The organism is Nesterenkonia rhizosphaerae, assembly GCF_039544555.1.
In the GTDB taxonomy this organism is placed as follows: Bacteria; Actinomycetota; Actinomycetes; order Actinomycetales; family Micrococcaceae; genus Nesterenkonia; species Nesterenkonia rhizosphaerae.
Window position 1 is genome coordinate 64,420 of the sequence record NZ_BAABLW010000005.1, and the last position, 26,560, is coordinate 90,979.

Sequence of the window (26,560 nt, forward strand, 5' to 3'; positions counted from 1 at the left end):
GCTATGTTGAGAACAGTCCTTGGTGGCAAGATCCACCGCGCCACCGTCACCCACGCCGATCTGCACTACGTCGGGTCCATTACCATCGACGCCGACCTGCTCGATGCTGCCGGAATTCTGGAGGGTGAAAAGGTCCAGGTGGTGGACATCACCAACGGCCACCGCCTGGAGACCTACACCATCGCTGGTCCACGAGGAACCGGGGTGATCGGTATCAACGGTGCTGCAGCGCACCTAGTCCAGCCAGATGACCTGGTCATCATCATCAGCTACGTGATGGGCACTGAGGCAGAGATCGGCAAGCACGAGGCCAAAGTGGTCCACGTGGATGGGGACAACAAGATTGTGGCATTAGGCAACGACGCCGCCCAGCCGGTTCCGGGCTCCACGGACCAGTTGGATCCCCGCACTGCAGTTCTGAACTAGAAGAGCGCATATAAAAAAGGAGCGCTGGTGAGAACCAGCGCTCCTTCTCTGTTTATCCCTGGTGCGGCTTATGCGATGTCGCTAGTAGTAGGAGGCGCCTCAGCTGTCGCGTTCTCCGGGACAATGGGCACACGCCGACGGGAAGCCGCGAACTTCACGAGAAGTAGAAGGATCAGTACTACGGCGATCGGAACAAGAAACGCCGTCAGTGTGTAAGTCAGGGCCGACTGCACGGTGAAGCTCCTAGGAGTAATCGAATGATCAAGGGGGGGGGTCGTGCAGCTCCTAGATGGTGCAACACCCAGGGATTCGGAAGTCGAATAGTTAGACAGTACAACTGTTATGTGAGTGTGGCAAGATGGACCTGATTTGCTTCAGGACTTGACGAAAGGTCATACATGTCCCATCCCGATGAACCGGGCCAGCGCAGCCCTGTGTCTTCGGATGCTGAAAGCGAGACTGAGCTTCCTGGCAGCACCAGTAGTGGGTACTGGTATGCAGACCTCCCTGATGCGATTTCCTCCATTGACCTGCTGAATCTGCTGCGGGAGTATCGTGACGCCAAGCGGGAGATGCGAGTACGGACCCGTGAGTCCATGCGCATGGGTGAGACTGACCTGGTGGCGCTGCGCTTCCTGGTGCGGGAACGTGCCGCGGGCCGTATGGCACGGCAGCGTGACCTTGCCGAGGCGCTGGGTCTGACGGCGCCGTCGGTGAGTGCGCTGGTGGACCGGCTGAGCCGCGATGGCTATATCCGCCGGGTGCCGCATCCAGATGATCGCCGGTCAGTGGGCATCGAGGTTTTGCTCGCGACTGATGATGAGATCCATAAGACCCTCAGCCGTATGCACTCGGACATGCTGGAAGCCGCCGAGAATCTCACCGAAGAGGAGCGTAACGGCGCTGCGAAGTTTTTGCGCGGGTTGATCACGGCCGTCAGCCGCGTGGAGTGACGGGGTCCCTTGAGGGACTCGACTTAGACAGTGAAGCCTCGTGGGTGATTGGCCCACGGGGCTTTTACGTCCCTGGGCTGCAGTGAGGTGGTGCCGTTGCTTGAGCGCGCGCTGGTTGTCCCAGTAGTTGTACCGGAGCGCAGGGCATTCAGGGCAAGGATCCCGACGACGGCGACCCCGTTGTGCAGGTGCCCGCCCAAGACCGCTTGAACCGCCTCAGGCAGTGGGACCCAACGGGTGATGATCTCTGACTCCTCAGCTTCGCGGGTGTGACGCCGGGACTCCGGAACTTCGCTCACGCCCTGGGCGAGGTAGATGCGGATCCCCTCGTCGCTCATTCCGGGGCTGGGGTGGAAATCCACCAGGGTGGACCACGTCTCGGCAGTGAGGTCGGCTTCTTCGTGGAGTTCTCGGGCGGCGGCTTCCTGCATGGTTTCCTGGGCGTCGTCGAGGACGCCGGCGGGGAACTCCCACATGCGGCTGCGCACCGGATGGCGGTACTGGTTGATCATCAGGACCCGGTCTTCTTCGTCCACTGCGACCACGGCTACGGCGCTGAGATGTTTGGCGTACATCCGGGTGAGCGTGGTGTCAGCGAAGCTGAACTCTTCCTCCACTACATCGAAGACGCTGCTGGCTGCCTGTGTGGCGCTGCGGACGACGGGCTGCTCAGCGGGGGAGTCCTGGATGCTCATGCCCCCAGAGTAGTGGGAATGGTAGGACGAATCCCGAATGAATCCTGGGGTGTGGGTGGTGTGGGGAAGGACTTATCGCTGAAGAGGATGCGCTTGGCGGCGGCGCGGCCCGGTGGGGTGCGTAGCGCGGTGAAGGCTGCTGCGGCCACGGCGGGGCTGCGCAACTGGGCGAGTGCGTGCCGCATGGCGAGGCGGCCGCGGAATTCACGCCTGAGGGTGGCGCCGTCGTAGTGACGCAGCAGGTCCGGCTGACTCTGGGTGAGCGCGGAGTCGAGGATCTCGACGGCGTGGTCGGAGAGTCTTAGGCACGGATCGAGCCCGCCGGCGGTCAGGGGTGAGACGGCTCCGGCGGCATCGCCTACTAAGAGGCCAGCAGGGCATGAGATCTGGGGCAGTAGTCCGCCCACGGGGATGGGTCCGCCACGTTGTTCGACCTGCTGTGGGTGCCGGTCCTGAGGTTCCAGTCCGGGTGCGGTGCGGCTGAAGGTCTCCAGCGCCTGCTGGATGCCGTGCCGGTAGCGGCGGGCGTATCCGGCGGTGCCGATATGGGCGTGGACGCCGTCGTTGATGACCCAGGCCAGGTAGCCCGGGGTGATGTTGGGGTCGATGACGCAGTGGAAGGCTGGTTCTGCCGGCGCGCTGGTGACGGTGTAGACCCGCTCAGCGCCGACCAGCAGGTGGGTGTTCAGGTCCAGGCCGAGGTCTCGGGCCACTTGGGAGCGGGCGCCGTCGGCTCCGACGATGTATTGCGCCCGGATACGGGTTCTGCCTTCGTCGTTCCTGATCAGGTAGGTGTGGTCTGAGACCTTTCCGAGGTAGCGGGTTCCTAGTTGGAGGTCCACACCTGCGGCGACGGCTTCTCGGGCGCCGTGTTCGTAGAGTGGTCCCATTTCGCCCACGCGGTATTCATCGCGGTTGCTGCGCAGGGTCACCGGTGCGCGGTGGCTGGGCGGGTAGAGCACCATAGTGCGGATCGGTGGGCCTAGGTGTTCTTCGCCGAGGTCATAGTCGGTGAAGGTTTTGCGAACGAAGATGCCGGTGGTGCGGATGAAGTCGGTGAGCCGACGGCGGCGCTCAATGAGCGTGACCTGGTGGCCGCGGGTGGCAAGCAGAGTGGCGGTGCGCAGTCCGGCTAGACCCGCGCCGACGACGAGGACATCGGTGTGCTCGGTGGTGGTCATTCGTCCTCGTCCGTCCATTCAAGAATGTCCCCGGGCTGGCAGTCCAGGACCCGGCACATGGCATCTAAGGTGGCGAAGCGGACGGCTTTGGCGCGGCCGTTTTTCAGAACTGCGACGTTGGCGGGTGTGATTCCGACCTGTTCGGCGAAGTCGCCAACGGTCATTTTGCGTTTGGCGAGCATGACATCGAGACGGACGATGATGGCCATCAGATGACTGCTTCCATGTCGCTGCGCAGGGTGGTGGCCTGGCGGAGCAGGGCTCGCATGACCAGCATGAGCAGGGTGACCACGGTGAGGATGGCCAGGAAGAGCGCGAGGATCAGCGGGAGGGCGGGGTCGGTGGCGCGGAAGCCGATGTAGAGAAAGACGCCGAGGAGGGTGATCCAGCCGGCTGCGAGGGCGCCCATGATGATGTTGACCCAGACCATGGAGGCTTCGGAGAAGATGCGGTCGCGGGCGACCAGGGTGAGCAGTTTCCAGATGCAGACGACCACGGCTTGCACACAGAGCACCCAGAAGATGGTGGTGATGGTGGCCGGCCACTGCAGGTGCGCTGATTCGGGGTTCATCTCCGCCCGGTGCGCAAACTCTTTGGGGAATGAGAAGAGCTGAAAGAACAGCAGGATAGCGAAGAGCAGCACGAGGAAAATTCGGAGGGCGGCCACCACCCATCGATGTGAAGTCATGTGATGAGTATCAGCAGGAAGCTATCGAAAGTCAATCGGTCTGTGATGACTTGCGATAAGTACTGTACGTGCAGTGAGGGTAGGGGCGGGCGGGGAGCGCCGTGACTGTGCGCGGTTCCGCATAGCGCTATGAATTCTGCATAGCGTTATAGGCCTATGCGAGCTTCACGGCCCTATGCAGGATCAGGTCCGCCGTCGCGGGCTCGGGGTTCGGGCTGCTGCGAGTTTCGCTTCCACGCTTACGGGGGCTGGGGTGGTGCCGATGGGTCATAGGTAAGGAGTGTTGATGAACATCGGCGTTGATGAGGGTCAGTGCTGGTGTCAGCCGATGGCCGCAGACAGTTTGGGGTGATGATGAGTTTTCGTGAGGCGTTGTCGAAGCTGAGTGCGTCTGACCGTACCCGCGAGCAGCCTATGCCACAGGGCGCGGCGCGATGGCAGGACAGGGGCGCTAGTCTCCTGCGACGTGCTCACGCTGCGATCCCGGACTTTGCAGCGCAGCGACGGGGGGAGCGGGCTGAGCGTCAAGCGCCCTCCGGGCAGGGATATGCGGTGATCGATTTCGAGACCACCGGTTTTCATCCTGGACACGGTCACCGGGTGGCTGAGCTGGCCGTGGTGCTGACGGACCTCGAAGGCCACGTGGTGGATGAATGGTGCACGTTGGTGAATCCTCAGCGAGATCTTGGACCCACCCACGTGCATCGCATTCAAGGACGAGACGCCCGGCGTGCGCCGTTCTTCGGAGAGGTGCTGCCATCACTGGTGGAACTGCTGAGGGGACGCGTGCTGGTGGCGCATAACGCCCCCTTCGACATGCGGTTCTTGGGGGCGGAGGTGTCCCGGGTGCGGCCGGAATGGGAAGTCATGCCGGTGGGTGTGTGCACCCAGGAGTGGATGGGCAGAACGTTTCCGCGGCTGCAGAAGTTGGACCTGAAGTCTTGTTGCACCTCGTTGAAGGTGCAGTTGGACGGGCACCATGAGGCGCTCAGTGATGCGCGCGCGGCAGCGGGCCTGTTGCCCACATTGATCAAACGCAATGGGGAGTCTGAGGAATGGCGGCGGCTAGCGGAGGCGAGCGCGTCCATCCGTTGGCCCGACCTGGGGCCACCACCAGTGGTGCGCCCTGAGCGGCGGCGTTCAGCGGAAGCTGATCTTGCATCGGCACCGATCAACGTGGTGCTGAAGCCAGGAGACCGGGTGGTATTCACCGGGGATCTGTCGAAGGCCCGCGAGGAATGCGTGGCCGAGCTGCAGCATTTCGGCTTCACCACCGGCGGGATGACCAAGGCGACGAAGCTGCTGGTGGCTGCGGATGTGCATTCCCTCAGCGGCAAAGCAGAGAAGGCGCTGAAGTACGGGATCCCCATTGTAGACGAGCGGGAGTACCGAAAGATCCTGGCCCGCAGCACTGGACAGGGCATCTGAGAACTGGTGAATTGAGTATCTGTTTCGGCACGGTTATGTGCCTTAATCATGAGCACAAGAAGAATCGACGAATGATCGCTAAGGTAGGGTTTTCCTATGACACACGATTATCATATTTCTGCAGCTGTTCAACCAGACATGGAACCTGAGCAGAAGAAGCCTTGGTACAAGCGGTGGTGGGGTATCGCGCTCATCGTGATCGCGGTGCTGGCCCTCATCGGGATGCTCATACCCAAAGATGAGGACGATGCGGCTGCCGCTGGAGATGTGCCTGCGGAGTCTGTCGCTGAGGAGGCGGAGGACGAAGAGGAATCCGAGGACGAATCAGAGACCGAGGAGGAGGCAGAGCCGGAGGCTGAAGAGGAGCCTGAGCGCGACGAGACCTCCGGGCAGCGAAACGCCCGCCAGAAGGCCGAGCAGTACCTGACCTATTCTGCGTTCTCACGACAGGGGCTGATCGACCAGCTCAAGTTTGAAGATTTCAGCGCCGAGGACGCCGAATATGCGGTGGACAACGTTGAGGTGGACTGGTCAGAGCAGGCAGTTTTGAAGGCTGAGTCGTATCTTGAGTATTCGGCATTCTCACGTGACGGGCTGATCGACCAGCTCAAGTTTGAGGACTTCAGCGCCGAGGACGCCGAGCATGCGGTGGGCAGTATCGAGGTGGACTGGAACGAGCAGGCCGTGCTCAAAGCTGAGTCTTATCTTGAGCATTCCTCTTTCTCCCTCCAGGGCCTGATCGACCAGCTCGTGTTTGAGGGCTTCACAGCTGAGCAGGCGAGCCACGGAGCAAACTCAGCGTACTAGCCGTCGCCGAAGGGAATACCCTCAGTGGCAGATTGATAGTCCTTCATGAGGCGGGGCTGTTCCTCTTATTAGCAAAGGTGCCAACGTGAGGGGAAGTCCCGCTCTTGTGTGAGTCACAGGAGCCTCTCCTGCGCGGCTGCTTCCAGGAGTGCAGCACTGTTGTTGCGCAGGCTGCCCACTTCGGACCCGACCTCGTAGATGTGCCAACCGCGGGCGACATCGAACAATTCGCTCCGCAGTCGCTCCAGCATTGTTACTCGTTCTTGAAGAAGTAATAGACGGTGAAGAGGTCATTGTCTTTGTAGCTGGAGTGGGTGGCGATGTGGTCGAGTCGCTTCTTGAACTCGCCTTCACCGATGAGGGTCTGATTGGTGTGCTCGGAGGGGTCTTTCAGGTACTCCTCTATGAAGTAAGTGATGAACGGCTTGAGTCGGCCGCTTTCTTCGAGAAAGTCGATGGCGCTTCGGTGCACACGGCGCTGAAAGCGTCTTTGGCACGCCGTCTTTTGAGGGAGCAGAGGACCAGGGTGGTGACGTCGTCAAGAAAGTGCGTTCTTCTTCCACAGGTAGCGGCCTTCCTCAGGCGTAAGTGATGCGCAACACATTAATCTCTCGTGACTAAAAAAGTAGCGTTTTATGGAAACTCTTATGGTTAGGCACGTCGAAGGGCAGTGAAGGCGCTGCGTACGAGGTAGCGTTGCATTATGTCGTACTACGAAGTTCGGAAAACGCTTCGCGAGTTCATGGCCGAGCGCGAGTGGCAGCAGTTCCACACCTCTGAGAACCTGATCAAAAGCGTGGCCGTTGAGGCGGGAGAGCTCCTTGAGTGCGCGCAATGGGGCGGAGAGCCAGATCCGGATAAAGTCCAGGAAGAGCTGGCAGATGTGCTCACCTACTGTTATTTGTTGGCAGACAAAATGGGCTGGGAACCCGAACAGGTGATTCTTCAGAAGCTCGAGGCCACGCGGCTCAAGTATCCGCCGGAGAAATCGAGGGGGCTGAGCACTAAGTATGACGAGCTTTGAAATCCGGGCATATCCCTTTGACAAGAAGGCTGTGGAGGTCCTTCCGGACAGCGATCAGCGATACTCAAATTGGCCGGCGGTCTACACTCTCCGAAATCAGGGGTCCATCTATGTTGGAGAATCCGGCAACGTCGCCGGAAGACTGCGCCAACATCTCGCCTCTGGCTTCAAGGATGGCCTCCAGCACGTCCAGATCGTACTGGATGACACATTCAACAAGTCCGCGGCCCTGGACCTTGAAGCTTTCCTCATTCAGTATCTGAGCGGCGACAGTAAGTACTCCCTCCTGAACCGCAACAAGGGAATAGTCGATGGCGACTATTACAACAAGGACGAGTACCGACAGACTTTTCGGCAGATCTTCGATGAGCTGCGGGAGCAGGGACTCTTCGAGCGGACGTTGCCCGAGATTGAGAACGATGATCTCTTCAAACTATCTCCCTTTAAAGCCCTAACGCCCGAGCAGTCGCTGGCAGTGGAGAGTATCTTGCGGGGTTTCCTGGAAGAGGGTGCCCGTCCGGGCACGCAAGGGCCCATCGTTGTGCAGGGTGATCCGGGGACTGGCAAGACTGTGGTTGCTGTCTACCTCATGAAGCTCCTTATCGATATCGCTACTGCAGGTGATGCGGACCTGGACACATCCATGGATGACAACGACGCGCGGTTCGCAGAGTTCTTCACAGCGAAGAATCGTGAAAAACTGGCGAACCTATCCATCGGGCTGGTGATCCCTCAGCAGTCGCTGCGGGCCACTGTGGAAGAGGTCTTCAAAAAGACCCCCTACTTGGAAGGGTCGATGGTGCTGGATCCATTCTCGACGGGAGCGGCCGAGCAGCATTTTGATGTCTTGGTGGTGGATGAAGCACACCGACTGAATCGACGGGCTAACCAGCCATCCGCGATGCAAAATACACGTTTCGCGCAGATCAATCACAAACTATTTGGCAATGACGACAGCGCACATACCCAGTGGGACTGGATCAAGGCGAAGAGTACACATCAGATTCTCTTCCTGGACCGTGCACAGAGCGTGAGGCCGGCGGACCTCCCTGCCTCCACGTGGGACGAAGTTGTCTCGGTCGCACGCGAACAGTCGCGTCATCACCGTCTGCACTCACAACTGCGAGTCCGTGGTGGTCGAGGGTACATCGAGTATGTTCGTGCGATCCTTCGGTCCGAGGCCCCTCGTCCGCAAGGCTTCCCCGGCTACGAGATTGCTATGTTCTCTGACTTCCGAGAGATGCATGAGAAGATCCGCGCGAAGGATGCCGAACACGGACTGTCTCGCCTCGTAGCGGGCTATGCGTGGAAATGGGTAAGCAAGAAAGACTCGGAGGCGAAAGATATCGAGCTGGACGGTTATGGACTGCAATGGAATCGGACAGCTAAGGACTGGATCAATTCGAAGACTTCCCTGAACGAGGTCGGTTCCATACACACCGTCCAGGGATACGACCTGAATTACGCCGGAGTGCTCATAGGTCCTGACCTGAGATACGACGAAGTGCAGCAACGGATCGTTTTCAGCCGGGACAATTACTTTGACACTAAAGGCAAAGAGAACAATCCCCGGCTGGGGATCACATACAGCGACGAGGACCTTCTCGAGTACGTCACGAATATCTATTCTGTGCTTTTGACTCGTGCCATTCGGGGAACGTACGTCTATGTCTGTGATCCCCCGCTGCGCAGACACTTCAGCAAGTTCTTCGTTTCTGCCGAGTCAGTTGCCCCCTCGCGGGCGGACCTGGTCCACCGGAGGAACCTGGACATAAGCCATCCGGTGAGCCAGCTCCAAGAGGCTGAATGATCTGCACGGCCGACAGCGGGGACACACCTCACGGTCACCGCCGCGTTGGCTTCTAGATACTCTTCACTGTTCGCCAGGTGGGGTGGCGGAGGCGGTGGTCGCGGGTGATGCCCGAGTGCTTGACCTCGGCCTGCAGCTTTGGGGTCACCCATGTGGCGTCGCCGGCGTCCTCCGCCGGGACATCATCCACCGGCGGCGTCTTACGCACCAGCTTCTCCAACTGTGCCCGCAACTCCGTTAACTCCGCATCACTGAAACCAGTACCCACACGACCCGCGTAAGTGAGGTTGCCGTCGTCGTCGGTGATACCCAGCAGCAATGAACCGAACGTCTTCGCGCGCCCGCCCTTGCCCTGCCGCCAACCGATCACCGTCACATCAGCATGATTCTCATGCTTGATCTTGATCCACGCATCCGAACGCTTGCCGGGCCGATACTTACCCCCAGCGCGCTTGGCCATAATGCCCTCAAGCTTCAGCTCCTCGCTGACCTCCATCGCGTGATCCAGATTCTCACCGAGATCATCAGGCACCTGCATCTGCTTTCCCGACTCCACGAGCTCCTTCAGCAGCTCGCGTCGCTCGGTATACGGCAGATCCGTCACATCGCCACGCTCCACCGTATGCAGCACATCAAAGAGCATGTAATGCACCGGGATCTTCCCCGCAGTCCGCTCAATCTCACGCTTCTTCGTCAAACGTCCGCGACGCTGCAACAAGCCGAAATCAGGACGGTTCGACGAGTTCAGCGCCACCACCTCACCATCCAAGACCGTTCCCACAGGTGCCAACTCAGCCAACTCCACCAGCTCAGGGAACGTCCCGGTCAGGTCCTTCCCATTGCGGCTGCGCAGCTCCACGCGCTTAGCCCCCTCGCTGTCTTCGTGCACCGCCGAGATGATCCGGTAGCCGTCCCATTTGGCCTCAAAGATCCAGTCATCACCGCGGATATCCTTCGGTGCACCCATAGTCGCGAGCATGGGGGAGGGGAGCGGGTCCGGAGCGGGGACCGGCTGCTCAGCTTTAGCCGACCTCTTCTTCGACTTCGCGGCGCTGGAGCCGGAGCCGGCTTCGTCGCCCTCCGGCTGCTCACTCTTGGCAGATGCCGCAGACTTTGCAGCGCGCGGCTGATCCTTGGTCATGCGGATCAGCCAGTCCTTGCCCTCGTCGTCAGTCTGTACAAGCGCATACTTTCGAGGTTTACCGCCGAGGCCGCCGTCGGGCTTGCCGTGAAGCACAAAGACGACCTTCTTCTCCTCCCACTTCTCAATATCGACGGTCCCGGTGTCCCAAATAGTCACCTCACCGCCGCCATACTCGCCCTTAGGGATAGTGCCCTCGAACTGCGCATACTCAATCGGGTGATCCTCGGTCATCACCGCCAGACGCTGCTGCCCGGCCTTCAACGGTGGGCCCTTCGGCACCGCCCAGGACACCAGCACACCGTTGCGTTCTAACCGGGTGTCATAGTGCAGGCGAGTTGCGTGATGCTCCTGCACCACAAAAATCGGGTCCCCATCGCGAGCCGCCGGTGACTCGTCCGGAACCGGCTCCGGGGTCTTCGCGGCATCACGCATGGACCGGTACTTGGTTAGCGCGTCCTCAATATCCTTGGCCGGAGCAGACTTCCCACCCGACCCCTTCTTCTTTCCGGAGTCCTTAGACGAAGACTTCGCTGTGGCGGGAACGTCGGCGTCGTCGTCGTTGTACCGCCCGAACCCCCGCATCGGGTCCAGCCCATCGGCCAGACGCTCCATCACCTGGCGGAAATCCAGCTGACGCAGATCCTGATCATCCAGCTCATCCCACTCGCGCGGGACCGCCACCCACGGCTGGGGACGCCCGCGCAGCGAATACGGCGCCACCGTGGTCTTATTCGCATTATTCTGCGACCAGTCGATGAACACCTTGCCCTTGCGCGCGGTCTTCTTCATCTGGCTCACCACCTGCTTGGGGTGATCAGCCTCCAGAGCCCGCGCCAACTCCTTGGCCACCTGCGAGACCTGGTCCGAGGTGTAAGTGCCCTCCAACTCCGCGTAAAGGTGAATGCCCTTAGACCCTGAGGTCAGCGGAACACTCGGCAGCCCCATGTCATCGAGGATCTCCCGGCACCAGCGCGCCACCTGGGCACAATCGGCCAGATCAGTCCCCGGCCCCGGATCCAGGTCCAGCACCAGCCGGTCAGGGTTGCGGCGCTCCTCCACCGGAGGCTCACCGCTGTCATCTGACGGGATAAAAGGGGCGACGTCGGCGTCGAACCTCCACTGCGGGACGTGCAGTTCCAAGGCGCCCACCTGCCCGAACCAGGCCAAGACGGCCTCGTCCTCGGCCAGCGGGTAGATGTTGACGTGATCAGAGTGCTGCAGACCAAGCCGCGGCACCCACGCTGGTGCCGAGTCCTCCAGGTTCTTGCGGAAGAAGGCGTCATTGGGCTTCTCCGAGGTACCCGGTCCATCCGGCCAGCGTTTGCGGGTGACCGCGCGGCGGCGCATATGCGGCAACATCGCCGGCGCCACGGTCTGCAGGTACTCGATGACCTCAGCTTTGGTGGTCTCGGTCTCCGGAAAAATGACCTTATCCAGACTGGTGAGCTTCAGCTTCTTGCCCGCCACCGTCACCGTCTGCTGCTTAGACGCCATCCCCGCCATCGCCTCCTATGAGATCTTGCTGATCAGACCATTGTTGGCGCAACGGGCTTGGTATTACCTGAATCGGTAGCCGAGAGCGCTCAATGGGGAGAGAATCATGTGATTCACAGGTCATTCTCAGCGTCTTCAAAGCGGCACTTGTAATCGTGAAGTGCTACTAGGTTTCCGGATTTTCGATGTGAACTGTCAATCAGCGATCAAAGATCGGATATTCCCATGGCACACCCTCACGAGAACCGCAATGATGACGACGCCGTAGACCACGGACCAGATCGCGCTGCAGGATCTCCGCGATCAACGCCGGCCGCACACGCGACCGAGGCCCCCCGGCGAAGTGAGTCGCGGCATGCTTCGCACCACGATGACACCCATGTCAGACACGTAGATGAGAGCCCAGGACGGGATTCCTTCTTGGGCACAGATCACGGCTACCGCGCCACGAACGCCTCGTGGGGCGCGATCTTCGCCGGTGTTTTCATGTTCTTCGCCGTGATGCTGGTCCTGGGGCTCGTCAGCGCAGGATTGGGCCTGGCTGAAGCGGACGGGATCGCCGTCGGCATCTGGTCCGCCATAGCCCTGATCATCTCCCTAGGCATAGCCGGGTTCGTTGCAGGAGCCCTCGCCGTACGTGCGGGCCTGCTTCACGGTCTGGTTACTTGGGCCGCATCTCTGGTGGGTCTGCTAGTGCTGGTGGGCTGGCTGGGAGCTGGGCTGCTGGGCGCAGTAGGCGGAGCCATCGGCGGCGTCACGCAGACCGCCGCCTCCGTCACGGAGACCAACACCACTGAGATCGCCGAGACCGCAGAAGATGTGGACCAGCAGGAAGTTGAGAACACAGCAGAAAGCGCCGCTGAGGACGCTGGTCAGCAGTTCGAAGAGTCACAGGATGACCTGGCTGCCGCCACCTGGTGGACTGTCGGCGGGCTGGTCCTTGGAGCAATCGTGACCGGGCTTGCCGGTGCCGCTGGCGCCCGCACCGCCCACACCAAGCGCACTGAAGTTCGTACCCGGGCATAGGTGTCAGTCACCTCGGCGGCACCTACAACTCCATAACGACAACACGTGCGGCACCGGCCATCGGGCTGGTGCCGCACGTGTTTGTTGCCTAGCTGCCTCACCCGCACCCACGAATGAGTGTTTCGAGTTGCTAGATGCGGCCGCATTCGTCCACAGGGCGACGACGGTAGTCGCGCTACGCCTCTAACAGCTCTTGGCGGGAACCGTGCGAATACTCCTGACGCCGCGCCCGCGTGAAGCGGTTGTACTCGTATTGCGATCAGTCAATCACCGCGGCAACTGCCTCAACCTCTACAAGCTGATTGTCATAGCCGAGAACGGTGACCCCGAGCAGAGTGCTCGGGACATCATGATCGCCGAACGCGTCCCGCACCACTTCCCACGCGGTGACCAGGTCTGACTGCTGTGAGGAGGCGACAAGCACGCGAGTGCTGATCACGTCGTGAATCTCGGCACCCGCCTCGGCCAGGGCGACTTTCATGTTCTCAATACACTTCGCCGCCTGAGCAGCGAAGTCCCCGACGCCGGCTGTGGAACCATCTTCATTCAGCGGGCAGGATCCCGCCAGGAAGATGAGGCGGGCATCGGCAGGTGCCGTGGCGGCGTATGCGTACTCGGCGGCGTCGGAAAGCGATGAAGAACGAATCAAAGTGACAGCTTGGGGCATGACGCGCCTTTCGGGACGGGATGGTCTGCCTAGATCCTCTCAGAACCCGCAGAGCAACCGAACTGGAATGTGTATATCCACCTCGCCAACAGTTCACGCCCAGTTCATGTTCAGGTAAAAACTCGTTTCATCGCGGTTGATCAGGTGTTTTGGTCTTTGTTTGCTTCGCAACTGAAAGGACCACCCGTGCCAAGACCTCGTATGAGGACTCGGTCCAGTCTGGCCGTGCTGATGGGGACCGCGATGGTCGCCACGCTCGCCCCGCCTGTCCATGCAGAGTCGTTCACCGGCAATGTGCCCTCCCCGGACATCACCGCCGATGCGACCCCGAGCCCTGAATCCCCTGAAGAACCCCAGACCCCTGAACCGGAAGAAACTGCGGACGCCACTGACGCGTTCGTTTCAGAGCCGTACCCCGATGAGGACGTCGTCGACGATGAGGACGACGACGCAACCACCGACACTGATGCGCCTGCATCCGACGCCCAGGAAGCGTCACAGAGCGCACCGAGCGCTGAAGCTAGCACCTCGATGGCCGAGGGTGCGGAGGTGGTAGTCAACGAGCTGACCAACGGCGGTCCCGGCGGCTATCACGACAACTTCATCGAGATCGCCAACCTCGGCTCTGAGGCGCAGGACGTCACCGGCTGGACTGTCTACCGTTGCACCGGCGGCGGAACACAGGCCTCCGGGCCGCAGGTTAAGCTCGACGGGACAATCGAGCCTGGTGAGTTCGTCCTGCTGGCCCGCGAGCACGCACAGTCCACGCTTGAAAATGTGGACCCCCGCAACCGATACGGCACCTCCTTCGCGAACGATTCCTACGGGGCCATCATCCGGGATGGCGAAGGCAACGTCGTCGACGCCGTGGGTGTGAAGTTCCCAGGAATTCCTGGCAATGACTGTGTATCTGGCACTGCCCTGCCCAATGACACCGATTCATTCCTCGGAGAGTCCTGGCAGCGCGTAGATTCCACCGGCGACAATGCCGCAGACTTCATCAAAGCTCCGCGCACACCCGGTGCAGCTAATGCCACCGAGCCCTCCCCGGCACCCCTGGGCGGTGACGTACTGATCTCCGAGGTCGCACACGCCGGTCCGGAAGGTACCGATGATCACCTGGTAGAGATCGGCAACTACGGCTCCGAGACCGTCTCCCTGGATGGATGGAGCATCTACCGATGCAACCAGGTCGGCAAACGCTTCGCCGGGGATCTGATCGCCGAAACTCTTCCGGAGGGCATCGAGCCCGGTGAAGCTCTGGTCGTTGAGACCAAGGGCTTTGTTGCCGGCGGTGCCGGCGTGATCCTCGTCAATGAAGACGGTGCCACCGTAGATGCGGTGGCTTGGACAGATGGTCAGCACAGCGCATGCGCCGTCGGGGACCCCCTGCCGTACTTCTCGCTGGATACTGCCGCAGGGGAGAGCTACCAGCGCGTCGAGACCGAAGGCGCCAACACTGAGGCCTTCGTCGCAGCGCCTCGTGGACCCGGTCAGCTCGAAGCCAATGAGCCAACCGAGGACGACGCCGAGCAGGAGGAGTTCCTCTCCACCACCGGCGGTCCTGATGTGCGCATCTCGGAGATGACCAACTCCGGTCCCGACGGCACCGGTGACATCTTCTTTGAGATGGTCAACTACGGCGATGAGCCCCAGGACCTGACCGGGTGGAGCGTCAGCCGGTGTGTTGGCACCGGTGTGCGAGCATCCGTGCCGCAGCTGAGTTCAGAACAGCTTGACGGCGTCGTTCTGGAACCAGGCCAGCGCTTCACCGCCGCCCGCGCAGGTCTTGCCGGTGCGGATATTCGTGCCGCAGCCGATGTCTACTTTGATATCAGCTTCGCAGCGCAGTACGGACTCATCATCTTTGATGACGCCTACCGTGTGGTGGACCGAGTCGGCTCCTCCCCGGAAGGCGTGCAGAATTACTGCGCCCAGAGCTACGGCTCACTGCCAGGCACCATCTCCGGACTGCACGCTGAGTCCTGGCAACGCATCGACATGATCGGGGACGCAGCGCAGGACTTCCACCTGGCACCACGCACCCCGGGCAAGGTCAATACCCGCGAACCGTGGCAGCGTCCCACCGTGGACACCGGCGTCGTTATTACCGAACTTGCCAACGGTGGACCTGACGGTCCCGCTGATAACTTCATCGAACTCACCAACTTGAGCACTGAGCCGGTCAACATTGGCGGATGGGACTTCTACCGCTGCACCGGCACAGGGCGTGTCTACGACAGCACCCATCAGCTGACGTTCCCCGACGTCACGCTGGGAGCGGGCCAGTCCTATGTTGCAGGACGATCCGGCGGGTTCAGCGGTGAAGCAGACATCACGTACTCCACCAGCTTCGCAGTCGACGGCGGGTTCGGTGTCCTCATCACTGACGGTTCCGGCGCGATCGTCGATTCCGTCGGTGTGTTCACCGGCGTCGATGACGCCTGCACCCAGGGTGAGCCGCTGCCCAATAATCTGGACTTCACGCTGGGTGAGTCCTGGCAGCGCACCGGCAACACCGGCAACAACGCAGAGGACTTCACCCGGGGCGCGCGCACACCTGGTGAGCATGGCGGCGACGTCGTCTCCGTGCAGCGCGAGGTCCTGGAGCCCTCCGACGTTCAGATCGTGGAATTCGCCAACGGCGGACCCGCTGATGTGACCGGTGAGGGATCCGAGCAGTTCGTTGAGCTGGGCAACCGCGGTGATGAACCGGCAGATATCTCCGGCTACGAGATCCACTTCTGCGAAGCCTCAGGTCGTCTTGATCCCACAGTGCAGGCTCAGGTGCCAGATGGCACAGAGCTGCAGCCCGGTGAAGCCTGGACGCTGGTATCCGCTGAAGCACCCGAGTCCATGCCGCGCGATGGTGTGGCCGAGGGTCGGCTGAATGCAGAAGGCCACGGCATCCTGGTGACGAACTCCGATGGTGACATCGTGGACAGGGTGTCAGCGTTCTATCACGACGTCGGTGTGATCACCAACGCTCCCACCAGCATCTGCTCCTCCGGGGTGTCTTTGGACTACCGCATCTCCAAGACCAGCCCGGAGAAGGCCTGGGAGCACGGCATGAGCTTCCACCGTCACCAGTACACCGGTGACAACTACCACGACTACGTGGCAGGTCAGCGCAACCCTGGCACCTTCGAGCAGGTTCAGTACCAGGACCCGACAGTCCCCGCTGAGGGTGCACTGGATCCCGTGCAGGTGGACCGCTACTCAACTCCCGGCGCCCCAGCACTGGAACAGGCGCAGGTGACCGGCGACGAGGACGGACTGTCCGCAGAGCTGCGAGTCATCCCCGAGCGCGATGGTTCCCTGGAGCTGCTCGGCGGCGTTGCCAAGGCTGATGCGCAGCTGCGCGCGTTCTCCGGAACCTCTTCAGTGCCGGGTCTGCCCGGCGCTGAAGGAGACACGGAAACGGAGATCGGGGCAGCCGGCCTGGATTCCTTCACCTTTGCTGATGCGAAGGCCGCAGATAGTTCGCTGGACTTCCCCTACGTGCGGATGGACATTGAGGTAGGCGAGCTCGCCGAGCCGGCTGAGATCGTATGGTCTGGAACATCGAAGAACCGCAACGAGCTTCAGATGTACCTCTGGGACAACGAGGCTCAGCAGTGGGACCTCGTAGACGCACGTTCGGCTGAGAACGGATCGGATATCACTCTGGTGGGTAGCGCTGGGACCGCACATGTGGTCGACGGCGTGGCCAATGTCCTCATCCAGGACGGCCCCCGTACCGTGTCCGGTCTGGTGTATGAAGCAGACCAGGCATTCCAGGATCCGGGAACCTATGACGTCAGCGTCGGTCACCTCACGGACACCCAGTACGTGGTGGAGCAGGCACCGGCGGTCTTCACTGCTCTGAACTCGTGGTTCGTCTCCAACCAGGACGCCCGCGACATCGGTTTCGTGATGCATACCGGAGACCTCATCCAGAATGCACTGCGTGGAGATCAGCTTCCCGACCGCGCCGTCGAGGAGTTCGAGATTGCCTCCGCCGTCCAGAAGCTGCTGGAGGATTCTCAGGTGCCGCATTCGGTGCTGCCGGGTAACCACGACAACTTCTGGGGCAATAACAACGACCTCTACCTCGAATACTTCGGCGAAGATCGCTACGCGAACTTCGACTGGTGGGGTGGAGTCGGCCCGCGCGGTGCCACCGCTCACTACAGCACCGTGGAGCGCGACGGCATGAAGCTGCTGTTCCTGGCGATGCCCTATGACTCCACCCAGGCTGAACTGGACTGGGGAGCATCAGTGATCGCCGAGCATGCCGATCACAACGTCATCCTGGGTACGCATGAGTACCTGCGCCCGGAGATCAATGAGCGCGCCAACCCCAGCAATGGTCGTTGGACTGCCCAGGGTGATGTGTTCTTCGAACAGCTCGTGGAACCACACGAGAATGTGGTGCTGGTCTTCTCCGGACATCTCCATGGAGTCCGGCAGCGCAATGTTGACTACAAAGAAGGCAGCGTCATCCTGGAGACGGTGGCTGACTACCAGTCCTATGAGAACGAAGATGCCCGCGATGCAGTGTTCAACCGCCTGTACCAGATCGACGCCGACGGCGGGGAGGTCGCCATCAACGCCTACTCCCCGGTGCTGGACAGCTTCCAGCCTCATCTCTACGAACACCGCGAGGGCACGTACACCGATGAGGACGACGAGCTGGTTATGCCTATCCAGCTGCAGTACGACAAGGAAGTGGCGACCGACTCGGTGAGCGTGCTGACCGAGACCGAGGTCATCGCTGAGGCGACCGATGTCCGAGGCGGCGAGGAGTTCTCCGCAGTCTGGACCGGTTTGTCCGAGGACCTCGAGTACAGCTGGTTCGCACGCTCCAGCAGTCAGTTCATGGGCCGCGCGGATGAGGACCGGGCCTCAGTGGTCTCCTCGTTCATTGCGGCCGCTGAGGTCACGGATCCGGACGAGGATGACTCGTCCACCCCGCCGAGCGAGGATGAGACCCCAGCACCCACCCCGGGTGAGGGCGAGACTCCTGAACCGACTCCGGGCGAGGGCGAAACCCCGGGCGAGACCGAGACCCCTGAACCCACTCCGGGTGAGGGCGAGACTCCGGTCGACCCAGAGACTCCAGGTGACTCTGAGACCCCGGGTGATGTTGAAACTCCGGGTGACACTGAGACCCCGGGTGAGAGCGAGAGCCCGGGACAGACCCCGGTGCCCTCGGAATCTCCGGCTGAAACTCCGACCGCAGCACCTACCCCGGGGGAGGACGAAACTCCAGGGGGCGACGTCGAGCCCTCCGCCGGAGCTTCTCCCACCGCTGATACCACCTGGACTCCGCGTGCGCAGGACCTGGTGGAAAGCCTCCGCGATGCGATCGCCATCCCCGCTACGTTGCGTCTGGGCGAGGAGATCTCGGTGACTCTGGAGTCAGAGCACGTGGGCTTCGAGGTAAGTGCATGGCTCTTCTCCGAGCCGTTCAGTCTCGGCACCAACGTGGTGTCTGAAGATGCCACGGTTTCGTTCAGCATCCCGGATGACGCGCCTCTGGGCGAGCACCGGTTCGCGGTCTACGGGCCCGAGGGTGATCTCCTCGGGTGGACCCACGTGACAGTGCTCGGTGCCGCCAGCGATTCGGTGGGCCCCGAGGCTGACCCGGAGCCTGAGCGTGGCGGAAGCACAGAAGGCCCTGCGGAGCAGACCGGTGGAGACGGTTTGGCTGTCACCGGTGTCCAGGGCGCGGCGCTCACCGCGGGTGCAGCACTGCTCCTGGTGCTGCTGGGCCTGGTGATCCTGCAGGTTCGCCGTCGCGCAGCCCAGCGGCAGGGCAGCAACGTATGAGCCTGTTGAACAGATAACTGAATAGCAGGCAGGCGGGTCCGAAGCGTTTCCGAACAGGAGCGTCTCGGACCCGCTCTGCTTTTCAGCCCAGCCGGCTACTTGCTGGAACGAGCCCGCGTCAACAGTGAATCCACGCTGAAGCGGCCGCCTCCCATTAGCAGCAGCACCACCAGGCCGGCGAAGATGGCAAGCACCAGCTCATAGCCGCCCTCATCCACAAAGAGTCCTGCCGGAGCATGCACCAGAACCAGCGCTCCGAGCATGCCGATCATGTTGACCAGCGCCGCAAACGGGGTCAGCACACCAAGAATGAGGGCTGCGCCACCGATGAGCTCGGCACCGGCCACAAAGGGAGCAGCCACGCCCGCTGCCGGAATTCCCATACTTTCGAACGCCTGGCCGGTTCCAGCAATGGTCCACTCGTTGAACTTCTGCCAGCCGTGTGCCACCAGGATGATGCCCAGGGCCACGCGGGCCACCAGCAGTGCCACATCGGTGAAGACGGGGAATCGAGATGAAGGGTGAAGCATAGGGTCCTCTCATTACTGCAGCAGAATTACTGTCATGGTTGTAGCGACAACTAAGACGCTACAGGAGTCATACTTGTAGTGACAACGCTGCAAGGGTGACAATGGGCACATGAACCCACGCTGGCTAACTCCTGAAGAGCTCGCGGCGTGGGTGCCGCTGGCCTCGGTCCTGGAGCTGCTGCCTGGACTGCTGGATGCCCAGCTGCGCAGGGACTCCGGCCTGACACATTTTGACTACCGTGTGCTCTCCCGGCTTTCGGAGACCGAGGGATACCAGCTGCGCCTCTCGAGCCTGGCGAAGCTGACCAACTCCACGCTGCCGCGGCTCTCCCATGTCATTGACCGACTTGAGGGCCGAGGCTGGGTGCAGCGCACCGCCTGTGCCGGGGACCGTCGCGCCACCATGGCCGAACTGACCGACGCGGGGATGAAGAAGCTAGAAGAAGCCGCTCCGGGACATGTGGAAGCCGTGCGCGAGTACGTCATAGACGCGCTCACCCCAGAACAGATCGAGCAGCTGCGGGGGATCTTTGAAACGGTGTTCCACGGTCTCGACCCCGAGGGGGAGATGCGTGAGATCACCGGCCGCAGGCGAGAGCCCGGGCAGTAGTGCTCAGCTGTCCTGGCCGGTTAAGAACCGCTTGAGCACGTCGGTGAACACCGCAGGCTGCTCCGAATGCACCCAGTGGCCGGCCTGCTTGATAGTGGTCTGGAAAGTGCGCGGGAAAAGCTCCCGCATGGCCGGGGCATATTCCTCCTGCACATAATCAGACTTCGCACCAGCAACCCACAGCACCGGACCCTCGTACTGGGTGTCTTCGAACTCCGGCCACCCACCGATCTCCGGCAGGCTCTTATGCAGCAGCTCCAGATTGGACTTCCAGCGGAAGCCCCCGGCGTCCTTCGTCAGGCTCTGCAGCAGGAAACCGCGCACCATCGCCGACTTAATCGGTTCCTGCAGCTGCTCATCGGCCTCGCTCCGGGATCCCAGTGCCTGCAGGTCCAGCCCGCGCAGACTGCCCAACAGATGATCAAACTCGCTCATGTCCTCACGCACTACCGGGGACATATCCACCACTACCAGGCTGCGCACCAGCTCCGGAGCCCTAAGTGCGAGGACCATCGCGATCTTGCCGCCCATGGAGTGTCCCACCACATGCACCGGAGCATCCGCGGCCACAGTGCTGCGCAGATGCTCGGCCACCAGATCAGCCTGCTCGATGTAGCTGAACGACTCCGTCCAATCCGAGCCCCCATGATTGGGCATATCCACCAACACCGAACGGAACTGTGGCTGCAAACCCTTGGCGATCTGCGTGAAGTTCTTCCCCTGACCGAACAGGCCGTGGAAGAAGACCACCGTCTCGCCGTCGTCGCCCACGGTCTGGGTGTGCACAGTGAACTCGTTCGCCATCGCCGGTGCCTCTCTCATCGCCTCATAGTCAGTCCCTGCCATGATAGGCGGCAGTGGCATTCAGGGAACTCTCAAGTCAACGGTGATTGGATGGTCTCATGCGCGCAATATGGTCAGGTGAAGTCTCCTTCGGACTGGTCTCAGTGCCGGTCAAGCTCTACTCCGCCACTGCCAGCCATGACGTGGGCCTTCACCAGGTCCACGATGCCGACGGCGGACGCATTCGGTACCAGCGGCGCTGCGAAGTCTGCGAGAAGGTCATCGACTATAAGAACATCGATCGTGCCTACGACGACGGTGAGAAATCCGTCATCCTCACCAAAGAGGAACTGGCCGACCTGCCAGCCGATGAGTCCAAGGAAATCGCGGTCGAGCAGTTCGTGCCCGAGGACCAGATCGACTCCATGGTCCTTGATAAGTCCTACTATCTGGAGCCGGCCGGCAAATCGGCTAAGGCGTACGTGCTTCTGCGCAGCACGCTTGAAGACGCCGAACGGGTCGCGATCGTGACCTTCACCCTGCGCTCAAAAACCCGCCTGGGTGTGCTGCGGGTGCGCGATGACGTGATCGTCCTGCAAGGGCTGCGCTGGGCAGATGAGCTGCGTGAGCCTGAGTTCGACATCCCCAAGTCTCGGATCTCTAAGAAGGAACAGGAGATGGCTGCCTCCCTGGTGGAGTCCTACAGCGAGGACTTCGAGCCTGAACGCTTCAACGACGAATACCAGGAGCAGCTGCAGACCCTCATCGAGGAAAAGCTGGAGCACGGTGAAGAGATCGACACCGAGGCTACTTTCGGTGAGACCGATGAGGATGATGACGGTGAGGGCAACGTGGTGGACCTGATGCAGGCGCTGAAGAAATCAGTGGATGCCCGCCGGAAAACCTCCAAGGACGGCAAGAAACCGGCCAAAAAGGACGCCAAGGACGACGACGAGCAGGACGAGGCGGAGTCGCAGAGCCAGAAGAAGAAGGCCAGCTGAGTATGGTGGCTGCTATGCGTGCCATCACTTTCGACGCCCCCGGCGATGAAGATGTCCTGAACCTCACCGAAGTGGATGCCCCCGCTCCCGGCCCCGGCGAAGTACTGATCACCGTGGCTGCTGCTGGCATCAATAACGCCGATCTGCTTCAGCGCCGCGGCAATTACCCCGTACCCCCTGGCGCCTCCGAAATTCTGGGGCTTGAATGCTCCGGCACCATCGCAGCATTGGGCGAGGGAGTAACAGGCTGGGCGATAGGAGATGAGGTCTGCGCATTACTGACCGGCGGCGGCTATGCAGAACAGGTGGCCGTACCCGCCGAGCAGCTGCTGCCCATCCCCGCCGGGATCAGCCTCGAGGAGGCCGCGGCGCTGCCAGAGGTGGCATGCACCGTCTATTCCAATATCGGGATGGTCGCTGGTCTGAGACCTGGGCAGTCACTGCTGGTCCACGGTGGCGGAAGCGGAATCGGCACCCACGCCATCCAGTGGGCTCACGCCCTGGGTGCTCGGGTGTTCACCACCGCAGGAAGCGCACAGAAGCTCGACGCCGCCCGGCAGCTCGGCGCCGATGTCGCCATCAACTACCGTGACGAGGACTTCGCTGAACGTGTTGCCCAGGAGGCCAGTGGCAGCGGCGTCGATGTCATCCTCGACATCATCGGCGCCCCCTATCTGGAGCCGAACCTGAAATCCCTGGCCCACAACGGGCACCTGGTGATCATCGGCACTATGGGCGGGATGCGCACTGAGCTGAACCTGGGACTGATGCTGAGCAAGCGCGCCTCGGTCACTGCCACCACACTGCGCGCCCGCCCCCTCCATGAAAAGGCGGAAATTGTGGCGGCAGTGCGCGAAAACGTGTGGCCGCTCATTGAATCCGGGCAGATCAAACCCATGGTGGACACTGTGCTGCCGCTGGATCAGGCCGCCGAGGCTCACCGCATCCTCGCCGAAGGCCGCGCCGTCGGCAAAGTACTGCTGAAGCCTTAGATGGTGACTTCACCCTTCGGGGTGGAGAACGTCACGCTCATAATGCCAGGGGTGCCAGATGGTGCGATCCAGTCCACCGCGACGTCGTCGAACGGGTCAGCGTCCGGCTGACCCAGCCAATCGGCCACGCGCTGCGGGGAACCGGCAATGGCCAGCTTGGTCAGCTTGGCCTGGGGGTCATAGGCGCGGGACGGGTGCAGGTGCTCAGTGCCCTCGTCCCAGCGCAGCAGATAAGGCACCTGGGGGTCGGCGATGAGCCCCTTGATGCCGATCTGCTGCCAGGTCAGTTCCTGACCATCGGGGAATTTTCGGTTGCCCGGCACTGAACGGCGCCCGAGGCGCTCCTCAAAGGGGGTCAGGTCATCAACGGTGACGCACCAGCCCATCCAGCCGCCGCCGACCTGCGACCGGTTGCGCACGGCCTGGCCGAAGGGCGCCTTATCCGCGCTGGGATGGTCCAGCACCTCAACAACCTCAAGGTATTTGTGGCCGGCCAGCGGGATGATCGCATTGCGAGTGCCGAAACGGGGATGGATGCCGCCCTTCACCCGCTCTACACCGAGGGCGGAGGTGATCCGCTCAACAGTGGCTTCCATGCCATCAGGCCCAACCGCAAAGGAAACGTGATCCAGTCGCATCATGGTTCCCATACTTACACTGTCGCCGCGATCACAGAAATCCAGACTTCCCCGCGGCGGTGCCGCAGAATTTCTACCGACTGTAGAACTTTTGCTATGACGCGTATCCTTATCGGGTGCTCGAAACTGCCAAGCAGCCCAAATGGATCGCCATGCTGGGGCTCGCGCTCCTGCTGGCCACCGTCTTCGTGGTGCTCTCAGCCTGGCAGTTCGGCCAGAGCCGCAGCGAGGGAAATCCCGTCCAGGAGATCACCGAAGAGCCGGTAGATCTCACCGATATCTTCGAACCCCGCCGCGGGATCACCATCTATGAGGCCGACCGCATCGTGAACCTCAGCGGTGAATTCGTGGCAGACACCCAGGTGATGATCAATGACCGGCTCCGCGACGGCGAAGACGGCTTCTGGGCTGTAGCGGCCTTCCGCGTCAACGGTGCCCCCGAAGACGAGGTCATCCCCGTGGTGCGCGGCTGGGTGCCCGACGAGGGAACCGTGCCCGACGTCGGTGAGCTTCCTGCCGGTGAGCTGCAGCTGCAGGGCCGGCTGTTGCCCACCGAGGCCCCGGGCGGAGGTCCGCGTGATCTTCCCAGGGGTGTGCTGCCCACACTCTCGGTGGCAGAACTGATCAATATCTGGGGTGAGGATTCCTACTCCGGATACGTAGTGGACTTCAGCGGAGAGGCCGCCGGGGCGTCGTCGTCCCTTGAACCGGTATGGGTGGGCCCACAACCAGAAGGTTCCGATGTCAACTGGCTGAACCTGTTCTATGCGGTGGAATGGGTGGTCTTCGCCGGATTCGCCTTCTACCTGTGGTGGCGCATGGTCAAGGACGCCCACCAGAAGCGGCTTGAGGACGAGCGCCTGGACCGCGAATGGGAAGCCCACTGGAAACGCGCCTACTTAGAAGCCACTGAAGCCGGCCACAGCCCCGAAGAGGCCGAGAAGATCGCCAACCACGAGGCCGCCCGCGCCCTCGAACAGAAGGAAACCAGCAGTGCCGGAGAACCCCGTGTCTGAGAACCCAGCCTCTGATCATCCCACCCAGCGCGACGGCGCAGGCAGCGGCTCCGCATCCGCAGTCCCCGCCGCGCCGCAGCGACCGAAGAAGCGCCGTTTCGCCGGCACCGTGGACCAGATCAGCGGTTCGCTGACCTTCTACAAGATCTTCGCCTTCGTCACCGGCATCATGCTGCTGATCCTGGTGGCCAAGATGATCATGGACTACGGCTTCGGCTACGAGCTCTATGCTGGCGGCAACACTGCCGACGGCGCGGCCAACACGCTGGGCTTCCACCCCAAGGACTCGGTAGTTGATGGCACCGGCATCTCCTACTGGGTGGCGGTGGTGCACGGCTGGATCTACGTGGTCTATGTGATCGCCGGATTCCGGCTGTGGTACCTGATGAGCTGGAAGATCGGCCGGCTGATCGTGATCGTCCTCGGCGGCGTGGTGCCGTTCCTGAGCTTTATCGTGGAGCGCAAGATCGCCGGTGAAGTCCGTCGCGAGATCGACGCGAACCCCGACGCCGCCCGCCGCTACTGAGGTCCGGGCGCTACTGACCTCCCGGCCCGCCGGAGCCGCCTGGCTCACCGATTCTCCTTACCGACCGCTTTACCATGCGGTTTTCGCAATACCACCCCGTATCCGGATAGGTATCGTGAATTCCGCATGGTAAAGCGTGCGACCGGGCGGCACTGCAGCGAGCGACCAGGCAGCGCCGTAGCGGGCTGCCCACAGCAGATCCGCCACATGCGGGGGTTCCGGTGCCGCGGCACGGGCTCTAGGCTGGCGGTATGAGTAGTGCATCCACCGCCAATGGTTCGACCCACTCAGCTTCTGTCATCACCGGTGACTGGGACGCTGTAGATGACCAGCGCTTCTCCCTCAGCGAGGGTGCCCGCTGCATCGGGACCGAGGCCGCTGCAGGCGCAGGCTTTGGGGATCAGCACTTCATCTGCGTGGACATCCCCAGCGGCAGGCTGTTCTCCACCACTGGTGAGCCCGGTGCTGGGCTGCAGCTGCGTGCGGACCTGGATGTCCCCCTCGGTGCAGCGGCGAGAACCGCAGGCGGCGGCTGGATCGCTGCAGCCGGGACCTCGGTCATCCGTCTGGTTCCTGCAGCCGACGGCTCAGGATTGCTCATCGCGGACGAGGTGATTGCGCAGCTGCCGGTGGACAGTGCTGAGCAGCGGGTCAACGACGCCGTGGCCGATCCTCATGGTCGGTTCTGGCCGGGAGCCATGGGTCAGCAGGGCGAGGAAGGTCAGGGGCTGCTGGCCCGCGTGCGGGCCCGCGGATCAGGCCCTGCAGAGATCAGCCCTGCCGAGATCAACTCAGCAGAGATCAGCACGGTTCATGCACCCATGACCATCCCCAACGGCCCGGCGTTCAGCGCTGATGGCAGCACCATGTACTTCGCCGAGACCAGCGAAGGCCGCATTATGCGCGCCACCGTGGACCCGGAGACCGGGGGAGTGGGGTCCCCGGAGCTGTTTGCGCAGATCGACGAGGGCAATCCTGACGGTATGACTGTCGACGCCGAAGGCTGCCTGTGGCAGGCGGTCTACGGTGGCGGGTGCCTGCTGCGCTTCGCCCCGGATGGCCAGTTGTTGGAGAAGATCCCGGTGCCGGCCAGCCAGCCGACCTCAGTCGCACTCTCCGCGGAACCCCCGTACAGAGTTGTGGTCACCACCGCCGCCCAGGAGCTGGAGAATCCCCAGCAGCATGACGGCCGCGTCATCTCGGCGCCCGTGTCTGTAGCGGGACGCGTTGCCGACAGCTTCGGCGAATAAACTTTTAGAAGGATTTAAAGCGCGCTGATGAGGCGTTTTAGGTAATTCTCGCCCTGC

General features: G+C 61.9%; 25 protein-coding genes. 14 read left to right on the forward strand and 11 right to left on the reverse strand.

The window, feature by feature from the left end; all coding sequences use genetic code 11:
* Window positions 1-3: 3 nt before the first annotated feature.
* A complete protein-coding gene (gene panD / locus ABEA23_RS04585; protein WP_345476894.1) occupies window positions 4-426 on the forward strand; it encodes an aspartate 1-decarboxylase in 423 nt (140 codons plus the stop codon).
* A gap of 398 nt (window positions 427-824) precedes the next feature.
* The gene (locus ABEA23_RS04590; RefSeq protein WP_345476895.1) at window positions 825-1,379 is read left to right on the forward strand and encodes a MarR family winged helix-turn-helix transcriptional regulator; all 555 of its coding nucleotides are present in this window, start codon (window positions 825-827) and stop codon (window positions 1,377-1,379) included.
* A gap of 23 nt (window positions 1,380-1,402) precedes the next feature.
* Here ABEA23_RS04590 and ABEA23_RS04595 read toward each other — a convergent pair whose 3' ends face one another.
* The 4 genes from ABEA23_RS04595 to ABEA23_RS04610 are packed head-to-tail and all read right to left on the reverse strand — an operon-like array spanning window position 1,403 to window position 3,943.
* Window positions 1,403-2,074, reverse strand: a complete 672-nt coding sequence (locus tag ABEA23_RS04595) for an NUDIX domain-containing protein (RefSeq protein ID WP_345476896.1) — start codon at window positions 2,072-2,074, stop codon at window positions 1,403-1,405.
* Entirely contained in the window at window positions 2,071-3,255 is a 1,185-nt protein-coding gene (locus ABEA23_RS04600) for an NAD(P)/FAD-dependent oxidoreductase (protein WP_345476897.1), read from the reverse strand. The genes ABEA23_RS04595 and ABEA23_RS04600 overlap by 4 nt, the downstream gene beginning before the upstream one ends.
* On the reverse strand, window positions 3,252-3,464 hold the full coding sequence (locus ABEA23_RS04605; protein WP_044496559.1) for a helix-turn-helix domain-containing protein: 213 nt from the start codon (window positions 3,462-3,464) through the stop codon (window positions 3,252-3,254). Before ABEA23_RS04605 ends, ABEA23_RS04600 begins: the two co-directional genes overlap by 4 nt.
* Window positions 3,464-3,943 (reverse strand): DUF2975 domain-containing protein, encoded by a 480-nt coding sequence (locus ABEA23_RS04610; protein ID WP_345476898.1) that lies wholly within the window; start codon window positions 3,941-3,943, stop codon window positions 3,464-3,466. The genes ABEA23_RS04605 and ABEA23_RS04610 overlap by 1 nt, the downstream gene beginning before the upstream one ends.
* A gap of 552 nt (window positions 3,944-4,495) precedes the next feature.
* Here ABEA23_RS04610 and ABEA23_RS04615 point away from each other — a divergent pair.
* Both ABEA23_RS04615 and ABEA23_RS04620 read left to right on the forward strand, forming a co-directional pair.
* On the forward strand, window positions 4,496-5,371 hold the full coding sequence (locus ABEA23_RS04615) for an exonuclease domain-containing protein (RefSeq protein ID WP_345476899.1): 876 nt from the start codon (window positions 4,496-4,498) through the stop codon (window positions 5,369-5,371).
* A gap of 96 nt (window positions 5,372-5,467) precedes the next feature.
* On the forward strand, window positions 5,468-6,178 hold the full coding sequence (locus ABEA23_RS04620) for an Ltp family lipoprotein (RefSeq protein ID WP_345476900.1): 711 nt from the start codon (window positions 5,468-5,470) through the stop codon (window positions 6,176-6,178).
* Between the two features lie 113 nt (window positions 6,179-6,291).
* Here ABEA23_RS04620 and ABEA23_RS04625 read toward each other — a convergent pair whose 3' ends face one another.
* Window positions 6,292-6,429 carry a hypothetical protein gene (locus tag ABEA23_RS04625; protein WP_345476901.1) on the reverse strand — a complete coding sequence of 46 codons (138 nt, stop codon included), beginning with the start codon at window positions 6,427-6,429 and terminating at the stop codon, window positions 6,292-6,294.
* A 2-nt stretch (window positions 6,430-6,431) separates the two neighbouring features.
* On the reverse strand, window positions 6,432-6,650 hold the full coding sequence (locus ABEA23_RS04630; RefSeq protein ID WP_345476902.1) for a hypothetical protein: 219 nt from the start codon (window positions 6,648-6,650) through the stop codon (window positions 6,432-6,434).
* A gap of 231 nt (window positions 6,651-6,881) precedes the next feature.
* On the opposite strand from ABEA23_RS04630, the gene ABEA23_RS04635 reads away from it, so the two are divergent.
* Together ABEA23_RS04635 and ABEA23_RS04640 are read left to right on the forward strand one after the other, a co-directional pair.
* A complete protein-coding gene (locus tag ABEA23_RS04635; RefSeq protein WP_345476903.1) occupies window positions 6,882-7,202 on the forward strand; it encodes a nucleotide pyrophosphohydrolase in 321 nt (106 codons plus the stop codon).
* Window positions 7,189-9,012: a DNA/RNA helicase domain-containing protein gene (locus ABEA23_RS04640; protein WP_345476904.1), complete on the forward strand. Its 1,824-nt coding sequence runs from the start codon at window positions 7,189-7,191 to the stop codon at window positions 9,010-9,012. The genes ABEA23_RS04635 and ABEA23_RS04640 overlap by 14 nt, the downstream gene beginning before the upstream one ends.
* 52 nt (window positions 9,013-9,064) lie before the next feature.
* Here the strand turns inward: ABEA23_RS04640 and ABEA23_RS04645 are convergent, their stop codons facing one another.
* Window positions 9,065-11,650 carry an ATP-dependent DNA ligase gene (locus ABEA23_RS04645; protein WP_345476905.1) on the reverse strand — a complete coding sequence of 862 codons (2,586 nt, stop codon included), beginning with the start codon at window positions 11,648-11,650 and terminating at the stop codon, window positions 9,065-9,067.
* Window positions 11,651-11,875: 225 nt separating this feature from the next.
* On the opposite strand from ABEA23_RS04645, the gene ABEA23_RS04650 reads away from it, so the two are divergent.
* Complete coding sequence (locus tag ABEA23_RS04650) at window positions 11,876-12,676, forward strand: TIGR04086 family membrane protein (RefSeq protein ID WP_345476906.1); 801 nt, start codon at window positions 11,876-11,878, stop codon at window positions 12,674-12,676.
* A gap of 259 nt (window positions 12,677-12,935) precedes the next feature.
* Here ABEA23_RS04650 and ABEA23_RS04655 read toward each other — a convergent pair whose 3' ends face one another.
* Complete coding sequence (locus ABEA23_RS04655) at window positions 12,936-13,343, reverse strand: RidA family protein (RefSeq protein WP_345476907.1); 408 nt, start codon at window positions 13,341-13,343, stop codon at window positions 12,936-12,938.
* A gap of 201 nt (window positions 13,344-13,544) precedes the next feature.
* Here ABEA23_RS04655 and ABEA23_RS04660 point away from each other — a divergent pair, with 201 nt between their 5' ends.
* Complete coding sequence (locus ABEA23_RS04660) at window positions 13,545-19,157, forward strand: lamin tail domain-containing protein (protein WP_345476908.1); 5,613 nt, start codon at window positions 13,545-13,547, stop codon at window positions 19,155-19,157.
* 95 nt (window positions 19,158-19,252) lie between these two features.
* Here ABEA23_RS04660 and ABEA23_RS04665 read toward each other — a convergent pair whose 3' ends face one another.
* A complete protein-coding gene (locus tag ABEA23_RS04665) occupies window positions 19,253-19,687 on the reverse strand; it encodes a DoxX family protein (protein ID WP_345476909.1) in 435 nt (144 codons plus the stop codon).
* Window positions 19,688-19,796: 109 nt separating this feature from the next.
* Between ABEA23_RS04665 and ABEA23_RS04670 the strand changes: the two genes are divergently transcribed.
* Window positions 19,797-20,297 (forward strand): MarR family winged helix-turn-helix transcriptional regulator, encoded by a 501-nt coding sequence (locus ABEA23_RS04670; RefSeq protein WP_345476910.1) that lies wholly within the window; start codon window positions 19,797-19,799, stop codon window positions 20,295-20,297.
* 3 nt (window positions 20,298-20,300) lie between these two features.
* Here ABEA23_RS04670 and ABEA23_RS04675 read toward each other — a convergent pair whose 3' ends face one another.
* Window positions 20,301-21,161: an alpha/beta fold hydrolase gene (locus ABEA23_RS04675; RefSeq protein ID WP_345476911.1), complete on the reverse strand. Its 861-nt coding sequence runs from the start codon at window positions 21,159-21,161 to the stop codon at window positions 20,301-20,303.
* A gap of 38 nt (window positions 21,162-21,199) precedes the next feature.
* Here ABEA23_RS04675 and ku point away from each other — a divergent pair, with 38 nt between their 5' ends.
* Both ku and ABEA23_RS04685 read left to right on the forward strand, forming a co-directional pair.
* Complete coding sequence (gene ku / locus ABEA23_RS04680) at window positions 21,200-22,081, forward strand: non-homologous end joining protein Ku (RefSeq protein ID WP_345476912.1); 882 nt, start codon at window positions 21,200-21,202, stop codon at window positions 22,079-22,081.
* Window positions 22,082-22,095: 14 nt separating this feature from the next.
* Window positions 22,096-23,073, forward strand: a complete 978-nt coding sequence (locus tag ABEA23_RS04685) for an NAD(P)H-quinone oxidoreductase (RefSeq protein WP_345476913.1) — start codon at window positions 22,096-22,098, stop codon at window positions 23,071-23,073.
* Here ABEA23_RS04685 and ABEA23_RS04690 read toward each other — a convergent pair.
* Window positions 23,070-23,714 (reverse strand): VOC family protein, encoded by a 645-nt coding sequence (locus ABEA23_RS04690; RefSeq protein ID WP_345477080.1) that lies wholly within the window; start codon window positions 23,712-23,714, stop codon window positions 23,070-23,072. The two genes, ABEA23_RS04685 and ABEA23_RS04690, sit on opposite strands and share 4 nt — an antisense overlap.
* Before the next feature lie 113 nt (window positions 23,715-23,827).
* Between ABEA23_RS04690 and ABEA23_RS04695 the strand changes: the two genes are divergently transcribed.
* The 3 genes from ABEA23_RS04695 (at window position 23,828) to ABEA23_RS04705 (ending at window position 26,503) form a co-directional block, all read left to right on the forward strand.
* A complete protein-coding gene (locus tag ABEA23_RS04695; protein WP_345476914.1) occupies window positions 23,828-24,727 on the forward strand; it encodes an SURF1 family protein in 900 nt (299 codons plus the stop codon).
* Window positions 24,720-25,253 (forward strand): DUF3817 domain-containing protein, encoded by a 534-nt coding sequence (locus ABEA23_RS04700; RefSeq protein ID WP_345476915.1) that lies wholly within the window; start codon window positions 24,720-24,722, stop codon window positions 25,251-25,253. Before ABEA23_RS04695 ends, ABEA23_RS04700 begins: the two co-directional genes overlap by 8 nt.
* 251 nt (window positions 25,254-25,504) lie before the next feature.
* Window positions 25,505-26,503: an SMP-30/gluconolactonase/LRE family protein gene (locus tag ABEA23_RS04705; RefSeq protein WP_345476916.1), complete on the forward strand. Its 999-nt coding sequence runs from the start codon at window positions 25,505-25,507 to the stop codon at window positions 26,501-26,503.
* Window positions 26,504-26,560 lie beyond the last annotated feature (57 nt).